Annotated in this window: 13 protein-coding genes; 7 read left to right on the plus strand and 6 right to left on the minus strand. The window is 57.9% G+C overall.

Annotation, left to right across the window (positions count from 1 at the left end):
* Nucleotides 1-75 precede the first annotated feature (75 nt).
* Nucleotides 76-1,458, minus strand: coding sequence for a carbohydrate porin (locus tag ACA059_RS05530; protein WP_497633025.1), 1,383 nt, complete (start codon nt 1,456-1,458; stop codon nt 76-78).
* A gap of 364 nt (nt 1,459-1,822) precedes the next feature.
* Here ACA059_RS05530 and ACA059_RS05535 point away from each other — a divergent pair, with 364 nt between their 5' ends.
* Nucleotides 1,823-2,053 carry a VF530 family protein gene (locus tag ACA059_RS05535; RefSeq protein WP_497633026.1) on the plus strand — a complete coding sequence of 77 codons (231 nt, stop codon included), beginning with the start codon at nt 1,823-1,825 and terminating at the stop codon, nt 2,051-2,053.
* Nucleotides 2,054-2,055: 2 nt separating this feature from the next.
* Nucleotides 2,056-2,709 (plus strand): Pr6Pr family membrane protein, encoded by a 654-nt coding sequence (locus ACA059_RS05540; RefSeq protein WP_497633027.1) that lies wholly within the window; start codon nt 2,056-2,058, stop codon nt 2,707-2,709.
* 215 nt (nt 2,710-2,924) lie between these two features.
* Here ACA059_RS05540 and ACA059_RS05545 read toward each other — a convergent pair whose 3' ends face one another.
* Complete coding sequence (locus ACA059_RS05545) at nt 2,925-3,710, minus strand: siderophore-interacting protein (protein ID WP_497633028.1); 786 nt, start codon at nt 3,708-3,710, stop codon at nt 2,925-2,927.
* Nucleotides 3,707-4,288 (minus strand): PadR family transcriptional regulator, encoded by a 582-nt coding sequence (locus ACA059_RS05550; protein WP_347806051.1) that lies wholly within the window; start codon nt 4,286-4,288, stop codon nt 3,707-3,709. Before ACA059_RS05550 ends, ACA059_RS05545 begins: the two co-directional genes overlap by 4 nt.
* A gap of 516 nt (nt 4,289-4,804) precedes the next feature.
* On the opposite strand from ACA059_RS05550, the gene ACA059_RS05555 reads away from it, so the two are divergent.
* The 5 genes from ACA059_RS05555 to ACA059_RS05575 all read left to right on the plus strand — a co-directional run bounded on the left by ACA059_RS05555 (nt 4,805) and on the right by ACA059_RS05575 (nt 10,449).
* A complete protein-coding gene (locus ACA059_RS05555; RefSeq protein ID WP_497633029.1) occupies nt 4,805-5,299 on the plus strand; it encodes a CS1 type fimbrial major subunit in 495 nt (164 codons plus the stop codon).
* A gap of 85 nt (nt 5,300-5,384) precedes the next feature.
* The gene (locus ACA059_RS05560) at nt 5,385-7,910 is read left to right on the plus strand and encodes a CS1-pili formation C-terminal domain-containing protein (RefSeq protein WP_497633031.1); all 2,526 of its coding nucleotides are present in this window, start codon (nt 5,385-5,387) and stop codon (nt 7,908-7,910) included.
* 4 nt (nt 7,911-7,914) lie between these two features.
* Nucleotides 7,915-9,129 (plus strand): hypothetical protein, encoded by a 1,215-nt coding sequence (locus tag ACA059_RS05565; protein ID WP_497634627.1) that lies wholly within the window; start codon nt 7,915-7,917, stop codon nt 9,127-9,129.
* Nucleotides 9,130-9,171: 42 nt separating this feature from the next.
* Entirely contained in the window at nt 9,172-9,915 is a 744-nt protein-coding gene (locus ACA059_RS05570) for a molecular chaperone (protein ID WP_497633033.1), read from the plus strand.
* A gap of 33 nt (nt 9,916-9,948) precedes the next feature.
* On the plus strand, nt 9,949-10,449 hold the full coding sequence (locus ACA059_RS05575) for a CS1 type fimbrial major subunit (protein ID WP_497633034.1): 501 nt from the start codon (nt 9,949-9,951) through the stop codon (nt 10,447-10,449).
* A gap of 132 nt (nt 10,450-10,581) precedes the next feature.
* On the opposite strand, the gene ACA059_RS05580 is transcribed toward ACA059_RS05575, so the two are convergent.
* The 3 genes from ACA059_RS05580 to ACA059_RS05590 form a co-directional block, all read right to left on the minus strand.
* Nucleotides 10,582-15,711 carry an NEL-type E3 ubiquitin ligase domain-containing protein gene (locus tag ACA059_RS05580; RefSeq protein ID WP_497633035.1) on the minus strand — a complete coding sequence of 1,710 codons (5,130 nt, stop codon included), beginning with the start codon at nt 15,709-15,711 and terminating at the stop codon, nt 10,582-10,584.
* 146 nt (nt 15,712-15,857) lie between these two features.
* Entirely contained in the window at nt 15,858-18,974 is a 3,117-nt protein-coding gene (locus ACA059_RS05585) for a transglycosylase domain-containing protein (RefSeq protein WP_497633036.1), read from the minus strand.
* A 363-nt stretch (nt 18,975-19,337) separates the two neighbouring features.
* Nucleotides 19,338-19,796 (minus strand): REP-associated tyrosine transposase, encoded by a 459-nt coding sequence (locus tag ACA059_RS05590; RefSeq protein ID WP_497633037.1) that lies wholly within the window; start codon nt 19,794-19,796, stop codon nt 19,338-19,340.
* Nucleotides 19,797-19,858: the final 62 nt, after the last annotated feature.

Below are 19,858 nucleotides of genomic sequence, written 5' to 3' on the forward strand. Positions count from 1 at the left end.
TCAGTCAACCATGATGTTGAAGCTGATGACCTCTTCGCGAGCAAGCTCGCTCCCACAGGGGTTTTGTGGTGTTGGTTAGAACGATGACTGGATCTTGATCCCGCCAATCAGCGCGTCATCGACCTTGTCCACGCCCCCGGGGTGGCGGATGTATTGCAGGTTCGGGCGCACGGTCAGCCAGTTCGTGACGTGCACGCCGTAATAGAGTTCGGCGCTGTATTCGGTGTCCTGCGGGGGCAGGAAGGACGGGTTGTCATAGTCGAAGACCGCGCGGGCCTGATTGGTCGCTTCGGCGTTCTTGCGATAGGCCGGGTTGACGTGGACGCGAGCCAGGGCGAAACCGATGTCGTCCTTGGCGCGTGCATCGAACAAGCCTTTGTAGACGACGCCCGCCTGGACATAGTTGTCGATGGCGTTGGTCTTCTTGTCGTGCATCGTGCCGTTGGCGAACACGCTCAGGCCGCGGGAGTTGTCGCTGGCGCGGCTGGTGATCTGCTGCTGCACACCGAGCCATACACCGTGTTTGCTCGACGCGCTGCGGTAAGCCTCGCCGCTCAGGGCTGCCGGCTGACCGTTGCTGTCCTTGTAGGCATCAGTGGCGTTGGCGTTGCTGTAGTAATAACCGGCGCGGTATTCGCCCGGCAGGCCGTTGAGCTTCGGCGACCAGACCAGTTCCAACGGCAGGATCGCGCCCTGGGTGCCGCTGCCGCTGAGCTTGAAACCATTGTCGCGATCAAGGTTCGATGGGTTTTGCTCGTAGGCGCCGACCTGCGCGTACAGCTCCGGCGTCAGGTGATATTTGACCCGCATCGCCCATTGGCTGACCGGCCAGTTGTACCAGATGCCACCGACCCAGTTGCCGACCTGCGAGCCGCAGAACGCCAGGTTCTGGAAGTCGCAGGGGAAGCTGTTGAAGTCTTCGCCTTCGCCGAAACGGCCGACCTTGATGTCGAGCTTTTGATCGAAGAATTTCTGCTGATACCACATCTGCGTCAGGCGCCAGGTCTGCCCGCGACCCCAGACTTCCTGAGCCGAGGTGAACCCGCCCACGCGCGGATCATTGATGCGGTCGTTGCTGATGTTGTTGCCGTTGCGCTCGGTGATGGTCAGCTGAAACTCGGCGTCGTCCCAACCCAGAATCTTCTGCAAGTCCATGTGGGTGCCGAGGCCGAACTGGTCGCTGTAGCGAGCGGTGCGGTCATGGTCGTAACCGCCGTGCAGATTGCTGCCCATTTCGCCGGTGTAATCGACTTTGAAGTCGTAGCCTTTTTCCGAAAGTTCGGTGCGCGTGCCGTTCCAGTCGCCGAGCATCCACGGCGACTCGCTATCGAAGGCCGGAGCGGCCTGGGTGCAAGTAGCTAGGCCCAATGCGGTGAGTCCGCCAATCAGGTTCAGGGCTTTTCGACGAGCAATAGCGGTGCAGACAGCGCTGTCTCGCGGAGTTTGAAAATAAGGCATAGGGGAAGTAATTCTTGGTCTTTTTCTGAGAAGTGAACTGAAGCGGCAGTATGTCGCGGGCAGCAGAAGCGTTTCAGCTTGACGGGCGCAAGGATAATGTCCTGTTACAAATAGAGAAAGCGCTTTTACGGACATGGAGCGTTTCGAATTTGGTAACAGTCCATGGGAAAAGATCGCAGCCTCGTTTCACTCGACAGCTCCTACAGGTGAACGCATTCCAATGTAGGAGCTGTCGAGTGAAACGAGGCTGCGATCTTTTGCGTTTCACCTACATTTAACTGACCGCACACAGATCGCTTCCCCCCAAGGAAGCCCTCGGCTAAGGTGCGCGGCTTCCCATTCTTTCACCGCTCGAAGGCCCGGCATGACCGAACAGAACAACAACCCGCTGCACGGCGTGACGCTGGAGCAAATCCTCAACGCGCTGGTTGAACACTACGAATGGTCGGGGCTGGCCGAGCGCATCGATATCCGCTGCTTCAAGAGTGATCCGAGCATCAAGTCGAGCCTGACTTTTCTGCGCAAAACTCCGTGGGCACGGGAGAAGGTCGAGCGCCTGTACATGAAGTTGATGCGCACCAAGCGTCCGGTCTGAACATGGTCAACCCACCGACGCCAGGTTCTGCCACGAGGCGTCGATTTGTGGCCATGGCGGCGGTGCTCGGCTGGGCGGGACTGAGCATTCAGTTGTACCTGATTTTCTACTCACGCTGGACGCTGGCGGCCAGTCTGCTCGGTGGGCTGGTCAGCTTCTTCAGCTATTTCACCGTGTTGAGCAATACGCTGGTGGCGACCGTGCTGACGTGTGAACTGACGTCCCGCGAGTCGGCCGCGCGACGCTGGTTTTTGCAGCCTTGGGTGAGTAGTGGCATTGCCGTGAGCATCGCCGTCGTCGGCTTGGGGTACAACGTGTTGTTGCGCCATTTATGGCATCCGCAAGGCTGGCAATGGCTGGCCGATGAGCTGATGCATGACGTCATGCCACTGCTGTTTCTGGCTTATTGGTGGTGCTGTGTGCCGAAAGGCACGTTGCGACTGCGGCATATCGCGGCGTGGGTGATCTATCCAGTGGTGTACTTCGCATATGCGTTGTGGCGCGGGCGTCTGCTGGCGGTTTATCCCTATCCGTTCATTGATGTCGGCAAACTGGGTTATCCACAGGTGTTTGTGAATGCCGGGGGGTTATTGGTGGGATTTGTAGCGATCGCGTTGTTATTGATCGCTCTTGATAGATGGCGCGCCCTAAAGTGAAAACTCATTGTGGGGAAGGGGCTCCTGTGGTGAGGGGGACTTGTCCCCGTTGGAGTGCGAAGCGCTCCCAAAACCTTCGACAGCTGCCGAGATTTTGGGGCTGCTGCGCAACCCAACGGGGACAAGTCCCCTCGCCACAAAAGCCCCTTGCCACAGAAGCCCTTGCCACAGAAGCCCCCTCGCCACAGAAAACCTGGCAGCCACAAAAGTCGCTCTCACTCCTCGTCGCTATCATCCAGCCGCCAGTAGCCGACGGCTTTGACGGACTGCTCGTTAAGCCCATGCTCATCGAGCAACACCCGGCGGATCTGCCGCGACACCTTGCTCTCGGTCGCCACCCAGGCGTACAGATTGCCGCTGGGCACTTGCAGCTGCTTCACCGTCTTCAGCAGGTTGTCCTTGCCGCCCTCGCGCAATACCCAGATCACATTGACTTGCGCGGCGCTTTCCAGAAGCTGCTGCTCGGCGCCGTTCTCTACTTCCACGATCACCAATGCCCGGCGATTGGCCGCCAGGCCTTCCAGCCGTCGAGCGATCGCGGGCAGGGCAGTTTCGTCACCGATCAGCAAGTAGCTGTCGAAAATGTCCGGCACGATCATCGACCCCCGTGGCCCGCCGATGTGCAGGAACTGGCCGGGTTTGGCCTGTTCGGCCCAGGTCGAGGCAGGGCCGTCGCCGTGCAGTACGAAGTCGATGTCCAGTTCCAGCGTGTCGAGGTCGTAACGACGCGGCGTGTAGTCGCGCATCGCCGGCATCGGCCCGTTGTCTTTGCCGGCACCGAGCACCAAGGTTTCCAGGGCGGCTTGTTCCGCCGCGTTTTGAGGGAACAACAGTTTGACGTGGTCGTCCGTGCCGAGGCTGACGAAGCCCGCCAACTCCGGTCCACCCAGCGTGATGCGGCGCATGCGCGGCGTCAGGTCGACCACCCGCAACACTTCCAGGCGACGGCGTTTGATCTCGTGGCTGACACGGTGGATGGTTTGCACGATCACTTCAGTCATTCGGCTTGCTCCTGAGCGGGTTGAACGACAGGGCCATCGACGATGGCTTTGGCGGTGTTGTTAAGCAGGTCGCGCACCCGCAGGATTTCTTCCGGGCTCCAGCGGCCGTGATGCATCTGCAAGGCATGACGCAAGTTGTGCACTGCTTCGTGAATCTCGGCGGGGCGGTCATGGCCGCGCAATGAGCGCTTGCTGACTTCGATGCGCATCCGCACGCCGTCCAGTGCGATCGCCTGATCGCTTAACGACAGACGTCCGGCATCGGTGATGGTGTAGCGTTTTTTTCCGCCCTCGGCGTCGCCCAGGATCATTTCGCTTTCTTCAAGGAAGGTCAGGGTCGGGTAAATCACACCGGGGCTGGGGCTGTACGCGCCGTCGAACATGCTTTCGATCTGGCGGATCAGGTCATAACCGTGGCAAGGCTGCTCGGCGATCAGCGCCAGCAGCAGCAGTTTCAGATCGCCAGGGGCGAAAACCCGCGGGCCTCGGCCACCCCGTTCGCGGCCGGGTCCTGGGCGTTTTTCGAAGCCGTCGCGGCCGTCGTTATGGTCGCGGTGTTGGGAATGATGGTCTCTCATTTTGCGTCTTCTCTCGTCGTATTTAGATACAACTTAAGATATATCTTAAGCGTAAAGCAAGACGTTTTTTGCAAGGGGCTGATCGGTGCCGACGGGCGGTTGACGCGGTCAATGATGCAATTCACCCGGAAATATCACCGTACATAAGCTGATTTTGTCGCCGATACAGGAATTGTTTAATAGTTAAAGCTATTGCTCTAATAATAGGTGAGCTTATTTTCTAAAAATCCTGCGAGTCCATTGTTGTATAGACGAAACCACTGTGTGGTTTTTTTGGTAAAACTGTATGTAGGCTATAACTTACAGTCACTGTCTGGTATTTGCGTTTTTTGTTTATTTTTCCTTCTGGTTATGAGGTTGTTTAACTACGCGCTCACAGGAAGTTGCCTGCTTACTTTCGAGAACAAGAAGTTGAAGATGTTTCGGCGTTGGAAGTTCAAATAAAGCGACCCATTACAGGTAAGCATTTTTTAACTTTCAATGAACCGACTCCATAAAGAAAACAGGGACTTAACAATGTTCAAGAAAATCGCAATCGCTGCCCCATTGGCTGTTTTGATGCTAGGTTCCGCCGGGGCATTTGCCGCAGGTGAAGCTGCTCACTCCATCAGCATCGTCGCCCACGTGCCGACTAACGGTTTCTACGTGGTGCCGATTGACCCTGACCTGGTTAACAAGGATCAGGACATGAGCTTTCAGCCGAGCACCGGCAAAATGGGAGAGGTTAATGGGTTCTTCGATGTGCGCAACAACAACGGTTCGGTTCACGCCAGCCTGGACAGCGCGCCAAGACTGATCTCTGGTGCCAATTCCATTACTTTGAAAGTGGAACTCAATAACAGGGAACTCAACTTGACCCCGCAAATGGTTGTAGGTGAAGCCGAGTCTGACGTGAACTTCCGCGCACCGCTGAAAATCAGTGCGGTAGGTACGGCCTTCCAGCCGGGCGACTACACCGGTGTCGTGGCAATGACCTTCGACGCTGTCCCTCCCGTGGGCGGCTCGCGCTAACTTTCAAAGTCGCGCAAACCGACAGGGCAAACAGCATTGTTTGTCCCGTCGGACTTCAACTTGATCGTAATCAGAGTAAGAGTTCATGTTCCCGATGACCCCCATCGCGGCTGCGCTTGCGCTGTTGTTTTGCGCCAGTGCAGCGGCGGTTCCCGTTTCTTCCGCCGGTACGACACCGCGAAGTCTCCTGGCGCAGGCCAAAGGTCTTCCGGCGGATTTCGAGGAGCATTTCTTTGATGTGCCTCTGGCTGTCCGGGTAGAACTCGATCAACAGCCTCTGGGAGAGGCCATGGTGGTGTTGTCTCGCGATGATCGCGTCACCCTGCTCGAATTTACCGACACCAGCGAAAACCGTTTCGGCCCCGCTGAACGGGAAAAATGGGCAAGTTATCTCAAGCCGGGTGTGCCGCTGGGCAATTGCACGGGGTCATGTCCGGATCAGGTGCTGGCCGTGCACTACAACCTGGAAAACTCGTTGGTTTCGATCCTCACCGAAAACGCCGAGCGCGATCTGGAGGCCAAGCGTTATTACGAGCAGCCGGATGGCGGCAGTAGCGGCCTGATGGTGCGCAACCAGCTCAACCTCAATGGCGGCCAGGATCAGGATCTGGGCGGGCGCTATGGCCTTGAAGCCAGCGCGAGCCTGGGCAACTGGAGCCAGACATTCAACATGCAATTGGCCCGCCTCGGCGGTCCCGACGATAAGCTTTATCACGCGGTTCACGAGCTCTACACCCAGCGCGAACTGCAGGGCAGTTTCCTGCGCCTGGGCTATTTCACCCCAAGTTCCGAAGGGCTGACCCGTCAACCTCGTACGTTTGGCACCAGCCCCGATACCGCTGTCGGCGTCATGTTCGGCAGCTCTGACAGCCTGGCGATCAACAGTCCGATGCCCAGCGTCTACCCGATTTATGTCACGGCCAATCGCCAAGGGTCGGTGGAGATCTATCGCGACGGTCTGTTGATCAACACCCAGTCAGTGCCCGCGGGATTGCAAACCCTCGATACCCGGCCGCTGCCAGGCGGGATCTACGAAGTGGAAGTGCGCCTGGTCGAAGATGGCCAGATCACCTCCACTACCCAGGAGCTGGTTTACAAACCCAACAACTGGCGCAACCTCGATGAGCGCTGGCGCTACAACCTGTTTGCCGGTGAAGAAAGCAAACTGCTCAGTAACTGGGACCAGCAGTCCAGCGGCAGTCCTACGGCAGGCGCCTCGGTCAATTACCTGATGCACCCACGAGTCATTCTCGGGCTATCGGCGCGGCAGATTCGCGAAAAACTGCAATACGGCAGTTCCATCGACTGGACCCTGGCCAATCACATCAGCCTGTATGCCAACGTCTACCAGACACAGGATCACGGCACCGGCCTCGACTTGCAAAGCCTCTACAACTACGGCGCAGGCAGTGTGGTCTTCAGCCATAACCGCAGCTGGCTGGACACCACCAACCTCTACGAAACCCTGCCGGATGGCACGCGGATACGCCAGCGCAATGTCTTTGTCGGCGAGACCAGCAACTCGTCGCTGGCGCTCAACCATCGTTTGAGCAGCAAAAGCTCGATCAACGCCAGGGTCTCCCACAGCGACGGCAATGTGGAAGGCGTCGGCCTGGACCTGGGCTGGAACCAGCGCACCACGTTGTTCGGTAGCGATGGCAACTGGCGGCTGTCGCTGTTTGACCGGCCCGGCAGTTACAGCAGCGGCAGTGCGCGCAATCGTGGCGTCGACCTGAGCGTCAACCTGGCACTGGGCGCACCCGGCCAGCAAATCACCGGCAGCATCGGCTCGCGCACGGCGCGTGATGGCAGCCGCGACAATAACGGCTCGATCGGCTGGCGCAAGGACCTGAAAGACCATGTCTTGCAAAGTGTCTCGGTGACTGCGCTGACCGATACCTACGGCATCGGTATGTCCAGCCTGGCGAACTTTCGCACCGACCAGATCAATGGCGATGGCTTCCTGCAACGTTCGTCCTATAACGGCAACTACACCGGTGGCCTGAACCTGGACAGCACCTTGGCCATTGGCGGCGAGAAGATGATGCTGACCAGCCAATACGAGATGCGCGGCGCGGGACTGATCGTTGACGTGGAGTCGGACATCGACGACATCGCCCTGCGCGCCGACGACTACAGCGGTGGCAGCGCGGCATTGAAGCCGGGACGCAACTTCATCCCGATTACCGCGTATCAAAACAGTTCGGTGAGTTTCGACTTCGAAGGCAACCACGTACCGGCGGCCACCATCGAGCCGGCGCGCACCCGCTATCACCTGAACAAGGGCGGGGTGGAATACCGCAAAGTCCGCGTGATGAAGACCCTGACCGTGCTCGGCCGGCTGGTCGATGCGCAGGGGCGACCGCTCAAGGGCCATCACGTGATCAACCACGCCAGCCGCGGGGTGACGGAAGTCGACGGGTTCTTCTCGATGGAAATGAACGCCGGCTCGCCGACGCTTGAAGTGCGCCAGGGCAATCAGCTGCTGTGCCAGTTCCGTCTCGATGCGAGCCGTCATCGCAGTGAAAACGATGTGTTGATGATCGGTGATCTGCGCTGCACGCCGGACACCCTGGCGGACGTCGCCTCCAACGAGCAAAAGGCGGGGTGAATATATGAAGAAATCTACCTGTTATCTGGGATTGTTAATGGCACTGGCGGTGCCTTCGGCTGAGTCGGCGAATCAGGAAATCAGAGCGTTGTTTCAGCCGGATCCTTCTCAGCCAAACAAAAATGTATTTGTCAACAAAACACCGAACAGTGGTTACTGCGCGAGCTTTCCGGGTGAATGCGCTTCCAACAATATGTTCAGTATTCAGCTGCCGATCCGGTTCAACGCCAGCCGTTTCATCGGGGTCGGCGAAGGTATCCCATTGAAAGTGCCGGCCAACTGGCGACAGCTGACGGTGACCAATGCCGAGACCCATGAAACGGAGACTGTTGAAGTACGCATCACCGGTGTTGGCTCCAACTTCATTTTGAGCGATTCAGCGGCCAATCTGGTGGGGGTGACCGACATACTCGAAGGTCATCAAAAGCTATGGACCAGCAGCAGTTGGGTCTACGCACCGGCACCCTGTCAATACAGCGGTGTTGGGGCTTACTCCCCCGCGACTTATCGGTTTTTCTGGAAAACGCCCGTGGAAGCATCTTGTGTCAAGGTGGCCGCTTACTTCATTCCCTCCATGTACTTTGACACCTTCGATATCGCCTATGAGCTACGCACGCCCATTCCCCTGGGCATGTCGAGCGGGCTGTACACAGGCTCGATTCCCTACACCCTGGGCCCCGGCGCCGATTTCGATCTGGGGCCAGTGATGCAACCGGACGACGCCAACCTGACCCTGGATTTCGTCCTCGACGTACAGCACACCCTGAAGGTTGACCTGCCACCGGGCGGCAACAAAGTTTCGCTGGAACCCGAGGGCGGATGGCAACGCTGGATTGAAGGCGGTCGCAAACCGAGCAGGATCTACCGCGACCAGCTGTTTTATCTGTCGGCGTCGTCGCGCTTCAAAGTCATGATGCTATGCAGCTCGACCGGCGGCACCCGCTGCAAGCTGTACAGCCCCAAAGGCAATACCACCGAAGTGGAAACCTACCTCACCTTGCCCGACGGAATCACCGGGCCGGGCGGCGGGTCGGTAAAGCTTTACTCGCTGAGATACAACACCTGGTCATCAGTCTTTCAACCAGGGATCTATGTGAATCGCAAGGCCGGCTCGCTACGTTTCGAGATGCCCCAGGACTCCATCGATTTTCTGCTGCGACCCGGCCTGAGCGACACGCTCAGCGGCAACATCACCATTATCTGGGACTCGGAAGCTTGATCGTTCGAGCCTGGCCACTTTTTTCTTATGGGATTAAAGACGATGAACCGTGTGTTTTTGCTGTGGATGCTCAGTGTGTTTTGCGGGACGGCCAACGCCGGTCCGCAGATCAATGTCGGCACCGTGTATGACTATCTGGATGCGGATAAAAGTACCTACCTCAAACGGGTATTCAACAGCGGCGATGCCACCGCTTTCGTCAAGGTCAACGTGCTGGAAATCGTCTACGACGACGATGGCGCGCCCAAGGAAATTCCGGTCGAGGCTGCGGTGGACGGTGCCTCGCGCAACGGCGTAATGGCCAGCCCGGCGCGGCTGATCGTGCCGGCCCAGGGCATGCAGGGCACGCGTCTGTTGTACATGGGCGAACGAGACCGCGAGCGCTACTTCCGTGTGCGTTTCTTGCCAGTGGTACCGGAGAAGGAAGATGAATTCGCCGTCTCAAGCGAAGAGCGCGAAGACTATAAACAGAACCTGTCGGCCGGGGTCAACGTGATGACCGGGTTCGGCACAGTCTTTTTCGTGCGCCCCAAAGATGCTCGCTTCGAGACCGCCATCAATGACACTGCCAGCCGCTACGAGTTGAAAAATAATGGCAACACCGTGGTGATCGTCGATGAATTCAAAAGCTGCTCATTGAGTAACGAGAGTGACTGTGGCGCGACCACCAAACACCACGTCATGGCCGGCAAGGCATTTGGCTTCGACAAGGAAAAGGGGCGTGAATACCGTTTCATCCTGATCGAAGGCGACAGTAAAAAAGTCCTGAAGATTGCCAGCCGATAGGCCGGCTTTCCATTGACACAACGGGTATCGAACATGATCAAGCAATGCGCCGCCGTCGCGCTGACGGCAATGACTGCACTGATGGGCTCTTTGACATGGGCTGCCCGGGAAGAGCACACCTTCGAGGTGTCCGTGAGCATCCCGACGCGCTCGTTCTACCTGATCCCGGCCGAACCGGACTGGATTCACCGGCCTCAGCGGTTGAACTGGAACCCCTCGACATCGACCCTGAGCAGCGTGCGCAAGCACTTCGATGTACGGCATGACACTAGCGCCATTGAAGCGCGCCTGGAGGCCGCCCCCTACCTGTCGAACGGCAGGTCGGTTGACGACATTGCGTTGCGGATCAGTTTCAACGGGGTAGAGTTGAGCCCGGACCTTTCTCCACGGCTGGTGGTGTCGGCGGCTGACGCGGCGGCAGGCAAGCGGGTGTTGCTGGAAATCGCTCCGGTGATGCCGTCCGGGGGATACCGCCCGGGGGATTACAGCGGCAACGTACTGTTGTTGTTCAGCGCCAGGGCGCCGGGGGAGTGAGCTGAAACAGGCGCCTCGAGATCTGGGGTTCGGAAGTGGGCTGAGCAATGTGTCGATCGAGAAGCAGCGCCGAGTGATAAGACTCGGCGCTGGCGTAGGGTCAATCAAAAGATCCCCAGGCGCGTTACATTTTCAAAGCCCGGCTCGTGCCATCGCTGCCCGGGTCAGGTTTCTGGCCAACTCGTTCCGTGCATAGCCCATGTCTTGCACCAGCCTGTTATAAAACGACGTGCTCATTTTTTCGCCACTGAACACGTCTTTCTCTGGAACGTTCAGCACTCGGGCTAACGCTTCCAGTTTTTTCTGAAGCCGTGTTGTCTGAGCCCTATCCTGATTATTTGCCCACTGGTTTTGAACCTCGCGCAGCTCTTCGAGCTGCCCTTGCTTTTCCTCGAAAAGTTGATCGTTCGACTCGAACTGTTCAGGGTAGGTTTTGCGCAAATGCTGCTCCCAGAACGGATTCTCGAATGAATCGACCATCCCATTGACCAGCCCGTCGCCTTTCTCCCGTTCGATGATCGTGTCATAGGCTGTGTCGATTTTTGCCCGATCTACCCCGGATCTCGGTTCAAACATCATGCCCTCGGACTGCCACGGCAACTCCAGGCGTTTTGCCAGTCCCGTTTCAAACGCCAGGTGCACTTCCACATCATCCGGAGGGGTGTTGTTTGCCGGATTGATCAGAAACTTTTGCTGCTGGCTGCTGATTTCGGCTCTGGCGACATCACCGACCTTTTCCAGGCGAGCGGCGCTACGGGCCAGCCTGACCAGTTTGTCGTCGAGCACCGTGGTGGACGCCGATTCTGTGTACGCTTGCGACACCAGTACTTTGAGCCCCATGTTGTTGAACAGCTGCGATCCGGCATCCGCGCAGCTCTCGGGATCACTGGCCTGTTTAAACAGTTCTTCGCGCAAATCGGAGTCCAGCGCCATGGCATCGATCATTTGCCAGACGCGCTTGGTCAACTGCTTGCGAGCTCCGACGTCCTGGTAGTCCTGGCTTTCTCTCTGCTTACTGATGACCCTGAAAAAATCGGTGGAGCCGGGTTCGGCCATCACATCGTGCCAGGACTCTTCCCTGTGCACTTTGTAACCCTCGGACAAATCGAAAACCGATGGTGCGCTCGAGGACGGCTTCCAATGGCTCAGTTCATCCTCTACAGCTCCTGAATAGGCCTGCTGACGGGCAAAGCCCACGGATTCGCGGTAGTCGCCAAAACGGATCCGGTCGGCATCGGAAAGCCGCATGGTGCCGAATCGCGCACGTGCCAGGATGAACGCTTGATCCGACCCTGGTGCGACCTCCGGTACGGTCTTGATCGGGCATTGGCGCATGTCGAGAGCAAAACCACGCGGGCGGTTTCTCTCGCCGGCCGCGTCGCTGAAAAGACCTTGCGGCCAGTCTTCGATACCGGTATTTGCCAGACCTAATACTTTCAAGTCGCGCATGCCACCGACATTCGGGGGCTGGCGCAGCGGATTGCCGTCCAGCCTCAGAGTTTCCAGGTTGGTGAGGTTGCTCAACTGCTCGAGCGAATTGGCACTCAGACTGATTCGGTTGTCAGCCAAATCCAGGGTTGTCAGCTGACCCAGCTTGCCGATATCGGATGGCACCGTGGTCAATCCTGTGTTGCGGGCACTCAGCTGATGAAGGTTCGGGAAGTCGTTCAATAGACCGTTGCTGTCGACCGAAAAACGCGCTTTGTCCAGGTTCAGCACGGTGATCTGGTCAAGGTATTTGCTGATGTCGGCCAGCTTGCGCACTTGCTTCCACCAACTCTCGAGATCCGGACCCCTGATTTCGGAGGAAAGGTCCAGCGTATAGCCCCCGTGCGCAAGGATGCTGCGCTCGCCGAACGCTTCGCTCTTGCGTTCGAAGCACTCAAGCAGCCGTTCCTCGATATGCCTTCCGCCGTTTTGCAGGAAGTCCCTGTTAATCCCGGCGATGGGATCCCCGACACTGTCCAATTGAGTTGGTTGGTTGTCCCGCCACGCCTGTAAAGTGTTGCGCAATTGCTTGAGGTCATCCCTGATGCGGTCGATGGCCTGGTTGGGATCGCCCTTGGCACGCAATGCCTGAAGAAACCTGGTGACTTGCTGATCGCTCAATTGCGGATGCAGGTCCTTGATCCTCTGCTCCGGGGTTTTTTCGCCAAAGAACCAGAACGGACCACGCACCAGATTGGCGGTTTCAGTCGTGGCAACGGCGCGAATGGGCGGCTCCGCCAGCAATGTTCGGCGTTCGCCCGACGGCGCGGAGATTTCCATGATCCACAGTTTAAGCAGGCGACCGTGACCGCGCGCGTAACCCAATGCCGTGCGCTTGTCGTCGGGCAGGGCATTCAGTATCGCTTCGTAGAAGTCACCGGCTTTGTGCATCTGCCGGTTGTCCCCGTCGAGCACCTCGTATTGGCCCTGCTCATCGCGGATCAGTAGCCGTACCGTCGAGGCATCATCGGGGCCGACACTACAGCGTAGCGGGCCGTCAAATACGCCATCTCGCACCTCAATGCGAAAATCGCTCAGGCTCTCGTTATGAAGTGTCAGGGTTCTCAGCGCTAGCATCTCAGTGTTCGGCACCATCATTTCGTCGCGATAAAAACCGTCGTAGGCGCGGGCGGTGGACGCTTCGAAATTCACTTCGCGCGCCAGGGTTTTGACCCTTAGGGGCAGGCGACTTTCATCGGCTATTCGCCGCCGTTCGGCTGGCTTTGCTTGAGCCAGGACTTTTTCCGCAAGCGGGAGCGGCATGTCCGGGAACGTCTGTTTCAGCACGCGGGTTTGCGCCCTGTTCGACCGCTCACCCGCCTGGTACACGCGTTTGGAAATTTCGCCCTGACGCTGATCGACGGCCTCCGCCAATCGGTCACGCACTGCTTGGACGCGTTTGGCGCGTGGTACTTCGCGACCCAGCAGGGCGTTGATTTCGGTGTCATTCAAAAAGACAGAAACGCGTTCGGACAGCCGGCCGGACAGGAGCTCCGGCAGGCCGATGCTCAGGGTATTGGTGTCAGTTGCTTTGGCGTTGCCATAGGTGCGTGACTGACCAGTCAAGTCAGACCGTTCATAAACCTTCAGCGCCCGTTCGGCGGGCCAGCCCTGGAGCTTTGTCAGCAGTGGTACGAACCACACGGACGAAGGATCGAGCGGCCGTCCGGCACGGATGTTCGCACTGGCGATCTGCACATCGTCAAAGGCGCCGAAGCGCTTGATCGCGTCGACCAGCAGCGGCGGCGGTGGCGCATGCTCGATATGCATCCACCGCAGTTCCCCTTCGTCGGTACCGCTGCTGATGCGAATCTGTTCGCGCTCGATTGGCGTAAAGCGCTCGACGCTATGGCCGAGGCGACGCATCAGCGTTTCACCTTCCCAATCGCCCGGATTCTCGTCCTCGAACATCCAGGCGCCGCTGCCGTTGTGTTCGAGCTTCGGCGAGTAGGCATTCGGTCGGGAGGGGTGTTTGAGGCGGTGCGTGGCGCTCGGGTCGTGTGAAGTGGTTTCAACGGCGTAGAGCTTGCCTTCAAGCGGCAGGATGTCCTGATTGAGGTGTCGATGCAGGCCGAGGACGTCGGGTTTCGAATCAGTGGGCAGGTTCAGACTGGCTTGTTCATAAGGCTTGAGATCGGAATGCCACAGCGACTGTTTGCCATTGGGCAACGTGACCGGGTGCATGCCCTCGACCAGCGCCGACAATTTGAGTCGAAACGTGCTGCCAATCGCTGCACCCGCCCCAAACGCCGCCAGTTGAATGACGTCCGTCACTACGTTGATCACATGTTCGGTTGCTTCAACTGCCAGACCTTCGGCCAGATCGACAATGCCTTCAATGACGTCATTCGTCAGTTGATAAGCGGTGTAGGCCATCATCAGTTCGCCCAGACCCGGCACGAATGGCGTGGCGATCAACAGGGCGACGTTGAAAAGGTCCGATACGACTTTCTTGAAGTTGTCCCACCAGGCCCAGCGCGCCTTGGTATCTGTGTCGGCGGTGGACACGGCGATTTCACGCGCGTCGTTGAGGACCTTGTTGAGTTTCTGCTGGTAGGCATATGTCCAGTAACTCCGAGGAACTGGCAGGGACTGGAACTGCAAGCGAAGGTGAGGCACAGGTTCTTCGCGCCACGCCGGACGTTGATCCGTCCGATCTTCTTTGTCATGCCATTTGATGGTGGTGAGGCCTCGATCCAGATTGGCAAAAAAATGCCCGCGCTGCTGTTGATCGACAAACTGGCTGAAGAATTGTCGGTAACTCTGCCTTGCTGAGGCGCCGACCTTGTTTTCGCGCAATTGGCGCGCCAGTTCCGTCATGAAGGCGTCTGTTGATTCGTATTCCTTGAGCGGGTGATCCGGATCATGGGGAACATAGGCAATGAGCCGTCGAATACCTCGGCTGTCTCGCATGACAGGAAGCAAAAGAACAATGCCGGTCATACGCGTCCCCATCATGGAGAAATCGCAACACAGCATTTGTTTCCCATTGAGGAGCGGTAGAGGTTCGTCCTTTGCCAGCGCCACTATCAGTTTGTAGGCGTCGTATTGGATATCCTCGGTCATCAGCGCCAGTTGCGCGGCGACGGCGAGTGCGTCTTTCTGGCTTTCAGTCACCGTCTGTTGAAGGATGGCTTTGGCCATGGGGTCGCCGGGGAGCAGGCAGCTTTCGAGGTATGCGTTGTATCGGGCGCCAATGTCCAGTTCCCGGCACAGCGCCTGGAACTGGCTGATGGTCATTTTTCGCTTGATCGGCAGGACATCGAAGTGCCCGCGATGGTCGGGTTCGGTGATGAAGTCCGAGCTGGTATCAACCTGTTCACTCTTTGCAAAGTTGTGCAGCGCCGCATCCAGCATGGACACGGTTCGGGCTGTGACACCATCCCGCAGGTCGATCACATACCAGGGCAAATCCTTGGGAAGGTACAGGCGCAAGTAGGTGGTCTTGACGTCATGCTCGACTCCGTAACGTTTTTTGAGCTCTGTCTGGAGCAGGGGCGCGGCGAACGAATGGAGGTCCAGTTTTTCGAACAGTTTGTCGACCGTGTTCTGCGAACGCCATGCCTTGAGGTTGGCCGCTTTCAGTTTGTCGTGATGGGCGGCGGACACCTGGGTGTACCACGGTTCGATCTTCAATCGAGTGGCCGCCAGTGCCCGGCCTCTGCCGACGGTGGCGTCTTTGAAGTTGTCGCTGATGGTGTTTTTGATGAACTCGTAGTGCCGGCCCTTGTTCATGTTTTGGCCGAGCGTGGGAGCGTCAGACATGGCAATCATCCTTGATCGTTTTAAGAATGATCAGCCTATCTGTCGGGGCTAAAAACAACAGTCTAAAGATCTGTGCTTAACCGGCGCTTTCAGCCGATAAACAGGTAAGTATTCAAATCTGAAAAATAATTAAATACCACCTGCTGCGCAAAAGCTCACAGTCGGGATGTCGGAAGCGGCTGACACGCGACACTGCTACCCGGTTGCAGGTACGGCGTCAGAATCGGCGCCATCCCCTTGAGCACCTGTACTGGCAAGGCCGAGGTGAACTTGAACGTTTCGGCCGATTGCCCGGGCACGAACGCGGTCATCGTGCCGAAGTGACGATCGCCGATGTAGAACACGAAGGTCGCGGTGCGGTTAATGGATTTCGAACTCAGAATTCGCCCACCCGAACCGAAGGCTTCGATGCGGTTATCGCCCGTACCGGTTTTGCCGCCCATGGCCAACGGTTTGCCATCCGGCGTGATGAAACTGCCAGAAACACGTTTGGCCGTACCGGCATCGACCACTTGTGACAGGGCTTCGCGCATGGCCGTGGCGACCTCGGAAGGCATCACCCGTTTACCGGCATCCGGGTCATTGATCAGTTTGGTTTCATACGGCGTATTCGCCGCGAAATGCAGGCTGTCGATGCGCAGTGTCGGCATGCGCACGCCGTCGTTGAGGATGGTACCGATCAGCTCCGCCAAGGCTGCCGGACGGTCGCCGGAACTGCCGATGGCGGTGGCCAGCGACGGCACCAGGTGATCGAACGGATAGCCGACTTTCTGCCAGCGCTGGTGAATGTCGAGGAACGCCTCGATCTCCAGCATGGTGCGAATGCGGCTGTCGCGGGCGCCCTTGTGACGGCTTTTGAACAACCAGCTGTAGACTTCCTGGCGTTCGAACTGGCTGGCTTTGACGATCTGGCTGAACTTGGCGTCGGGGTTGTTTAACAGGTAGCCCATCAGCCAAAGATCCAGCGGGTGAACCTTGGCGATGAAGCCCTGGTCCGGCAAGTCGTAGGCGCCAGGGCCGTAGCTTTCGTAGAGCCGTTGGAGGCGTTCGTCGGTCAGTTTCTCGGTGAGCTTGGCGCCTTTGAGGTGCGAGCGCACGAACATGTTGAAGCTTTCCTGACTGGCCTGTGGCAACAGATAACGATGCACGGCAGCCATGCGAATCGGTGTCGGGCGCATGCTGTCGAGGAAGGTCTCGAGCCGCGCCTGGGTGTCCTTGTTCTTGTACTTCTTCCAGAACTTCAGCAGGAACGACGTGCCTTCGCGGTCGGCAAAAGAGGCCAGGTATTCCTGACGCCGAGGGTCGCGGTCGTCCTTGAGCAATTCGGCGCTGCTGCTGGGGCCTGAATACGTGGTGTAGCGCACCAGGTCACGCATCAGCCGAATGAACGGCAGGTTGATCGACTCACGCAGGGCATCACGCAGGGTAGGGAGGCGGCCGTTGTCTTCTTTGCGAAAGTTAACGAATGTGTGCAGCCCGCCACCGGTGAAAAAAGCTTCGCCGGGGCTTGCGGAGTATTTGCGATCTAGCGAGGCGCCCAGCATGGCCGGCAGGTTGCGATCTTTGTTCTGGATCATGTAATCGACGGCCCAGCGACTCAGGCGGTCCTGATCAGGGACGTCGACCTTCTTCAGTTCCGGGACGGTCATCGTTGCGTATTTATCGTGCAGCTCGGCGATGATCTGCAAATAGGTGGTCAGCACACGCATCTTGGCGGTGGAGCCCAGTTCCAGCTTGCTGCCTTCATTGATATCGAACGGCTGGTCGGTGCTGTCGGTCTGCACCCGCACCCGCGAGCCGTCCGGGGTCAGTTCGAACAGCGTGAAGCTGTAGCGCACTTGCGTAGTGCTGGTGGGGGTCAGCAGGCGTTCGCCCATCAAGCCGATCTGCGCCGCAAAAACGGGGTCGGCCAGATGTTTCAGGTACTCGGTAGCCTGGGTTTGCAACTCGCCTTGCAGGGTGCTGGTGGCGGAAAGATCAAGGCGATCGAGGTCGTACAGCGGACGGTTGAGCAACCCGCCCAGACGACTGCGTGCCACGCTGATGCCCTTGTTGGTTTCGATTGGCTGGATGGTTGGCTGCGTTTGCCAGTCGCGGTAGGTCACTTTGCTGGCCAATGCCGCTGCCGCGAGTGGCGCATCGATCACGCTATTGAGTGCCAGCAGACGAATGTGGCTGTCGGTGAGTTCGGCCAGTTCATCGTGGCCCTTGGTCAGGTAGTGGGAAGGGCGGCGCTGGGCAATCATCAAAGACAGCATCTCACGCAGGGCCAGACCTTTTTCCGACATGCTTTTCGGATCTGTCTCCTTGCTGGCCAGCCGCTCGTTGGCCTTGTTGAAATCGGCGCCGTACCAGACGCGCAACCCTTCGGCCATGCCATGCACTTCACCGTGGCCCGGTACTGCCGACAGGGGCACGCTGTTGAGGTAATCGCGAATCACGTTCTGCCGGGCTTCGAGGGTCTCCGGTCCGGCCTGATAGGCGCGCACACTGGCAGAAATCATCTGACGGATTTTTTCCGCGCCCGACACGGTCAGGCCATCGGGCGAATGCCGGTACTTCTCAAGTTGCGTTGCCAGGGTACTGCCGCCCGCCGACTGGCCCGGCAGGTGCAATAACTTGGCGACCTGGGACCACGCCGCCATGCCGAACCGAGGCCAATCCACGGCAGGGTTGGCCCTAGGCTGACGGGGGTCGAGCAGAAAGCGGTTTTCGATGAACAGCAAACTGTTGACCACCACGGGGGGGATCGCCGCAAAGCTTGAATACAGTTGTTGTGGGTATTTGTACTGGTAAAGCGGTGCCGCACGGCAATCGGTGATCAACAATCCAGCCTGGATTTTCTCCGCGTAGGGCACGAAAAGGCCCTTGTCGGTGTAGTCCATCAACTTTTGGGAAAACCGGGTCTGTGACGCCACAACGTAGTCACGCTTGATCAGACGCGGCAGGAATTCATCCAGAGAGCTGTAGCCCAGACGCAGGTCGAAAGGACCGGCGCCGGGATAGCGAATGGCATCGCTGGGACCGGGTTTCAGCTCGTAGCTCAGGCTGGCGGCGAATTGGCTGAGTTCCCGGGATTGAAACTTCGACGTGCGCATTTCCTTGGCCGCGGCCAGCCCCAGGACAATCAGAATTATCAGCAACAACAACCAGAACGCCCCCCAGCCGTGCTTTGTGCGACTGCTTCGGGGTTTTTCAGGTAAAGGCGCTTCGTCCATACGTTCAGTCGGAACCACATTTTTACTCGAATCGGTTTGCCACAAAACGCCCATAGTCGACTGATCCATTCACGCAGATTGAGAGGACTTGTCTGAAGCTTAGACGGTGGTTGGCCTTGGTGAAAAAATTGTGAATACACAAATATCGATTCCCCATCATTCCCTGTGGCGAGGGAGCTTTTGTGGCGAGGGGGTTGGTGAGGGGATTTATGTGGTGAGGGGAATTTATGTGGTGAGGGGATTTATCCCCGTTGGAGTGCGAAGCGCTCCCCTGTGTCCTTTCAGTCACACCGCATCCACAGGTTTCACGGCTGCTGCGCAACCGAACGGGGATAAATCCCCTCGCCACATAAATTCCCTTCACCACATCAATACCCTCACCACAGGGAGTTCGGTAGCCACAGAAGGGGAGTAACGTTACAACCAGCAGACATCCCAGAGGGGGTAATCGCCGATTTTGTCTACGAGCCTTGCTCTCAAGGGGTTGGCAACAATGTAACGAGCGAACGGCAGAAGCTCTTCGCCATCACGAATGGTTCGGTCGTGATAACCGGTTTGCCACAAAGAGCCACTTCGGCCGGTCGTTTTGTTCACTGCCTGGGCGCATCGGGCTTTGGTAGCACCAATGACATTCCCTAAATTGTCGTCTTGCAGTTGCATCAGCCAATGAAAGTGATCAGGCATAACCACCCAAGCGATTGAATTCACCAGCCCGGAGTCGTGAGCCCGTCGCATTTCTGCGACAAGCAGGCGGCCCAAGCGCCAATCAGAAAATAGGGGTTGGCGATTGTGGATAACCGTGGTGATGAGATAAGCGCGACCGGTTTCCGAATGTCGGCCGAAGCGCAGGCGATGGGAGTTTGGTTGAGTAGGCAATCCATTGCTTCCTTACGTGATCGTCAAGTGACGCTTTCAGGCTAGTGCCGGATAGGCAGATT

Source organism: Pseudomonas sp. LBUM1647 (genome assembly GCF_059716175.1).

Coding starts and splice junctions, on each gene's coding strand:
- ACA059_RS05530 (WP_497633025.1), bottom strand. CDS start 1,458: ATGCCTTATTTTCAAACTCCGCGAGACAGCGCTGTCTGCACCGCTATT.
- ACA059_RS05535 (WP_497633026.1), top strand. CDS start 1,823: ATGACCGAACAGAACAACAACCCGCTGCACGGCGTGACGCTGGAGCAA.
- ACA059_RS05540 (WP_497633027.1), top strand. CDS start 2,056: ATGGTCAACCCACCGACGCCAGGTTCTGCCACGAGGCGTCGATTTGTG.
- ACA059_RS05545 (WP_497633028.1), bottom strand. CDS start 3,710: ATGACTGAAGTGATCGTGCAAACCATCCACCGTGTCAGCCACGAGATC.
- ACA059_RS05550 (WP_347806051.1), bottom strand. CDS start 4,288: ATGAGAGACCATCATTCCCAACACCGCGACCATAACGACGGCCGCGAC.
- ACA059_RS05555 (WP_497633029.1), top strand. CDS start 4,805: ATGTTCAAGAAAATCGCAATCGCTGCCCCATTGGCTGTTTTGATGCTA.
- ACA059_RS05560 (WP_497633031.1), top strand. CDS start 5,385: ATGTTCCCGATGACCCCCATCGCGGCTGCGCTTGCGCTGTTGTTTTGC.
- ACA059_RS05565 (WP_497634627.1), top strand. CDS start 7,915: ATGAAGAAATCTACCTGTTATCTGGGATTGTTAATGGCACTGGCGGTG.
- ACA059_RS05570 (WP_497633033.1), top strand. CDS start 9,172: ATGAACCGTGTGTTTTTGCTGTGGATGCTCAGTGTGTTTTGCGGGACG.
- ACA059_RS05575 (WP_497633034.1), top strand. CDS start 9,949: ATGATCAAGCAATGCGCCGCCGTCGCGCTGACGGCAATGACTGCACTG.
- ACA059_RS05580 (WP_497633035.1), bottom strand. CDS start 15,711: ATGATTGCCATGTCTGACGCTCCCACGCTCGGCCAAAACATGAACAAG.
- ACA059_RS05585 (WP_497633036.1), bottom strand. CDS start 18,974: ATGGGCGTTTTGTGGCAAACCGATTCGAGTAAAAATGTGGTTCCGACT.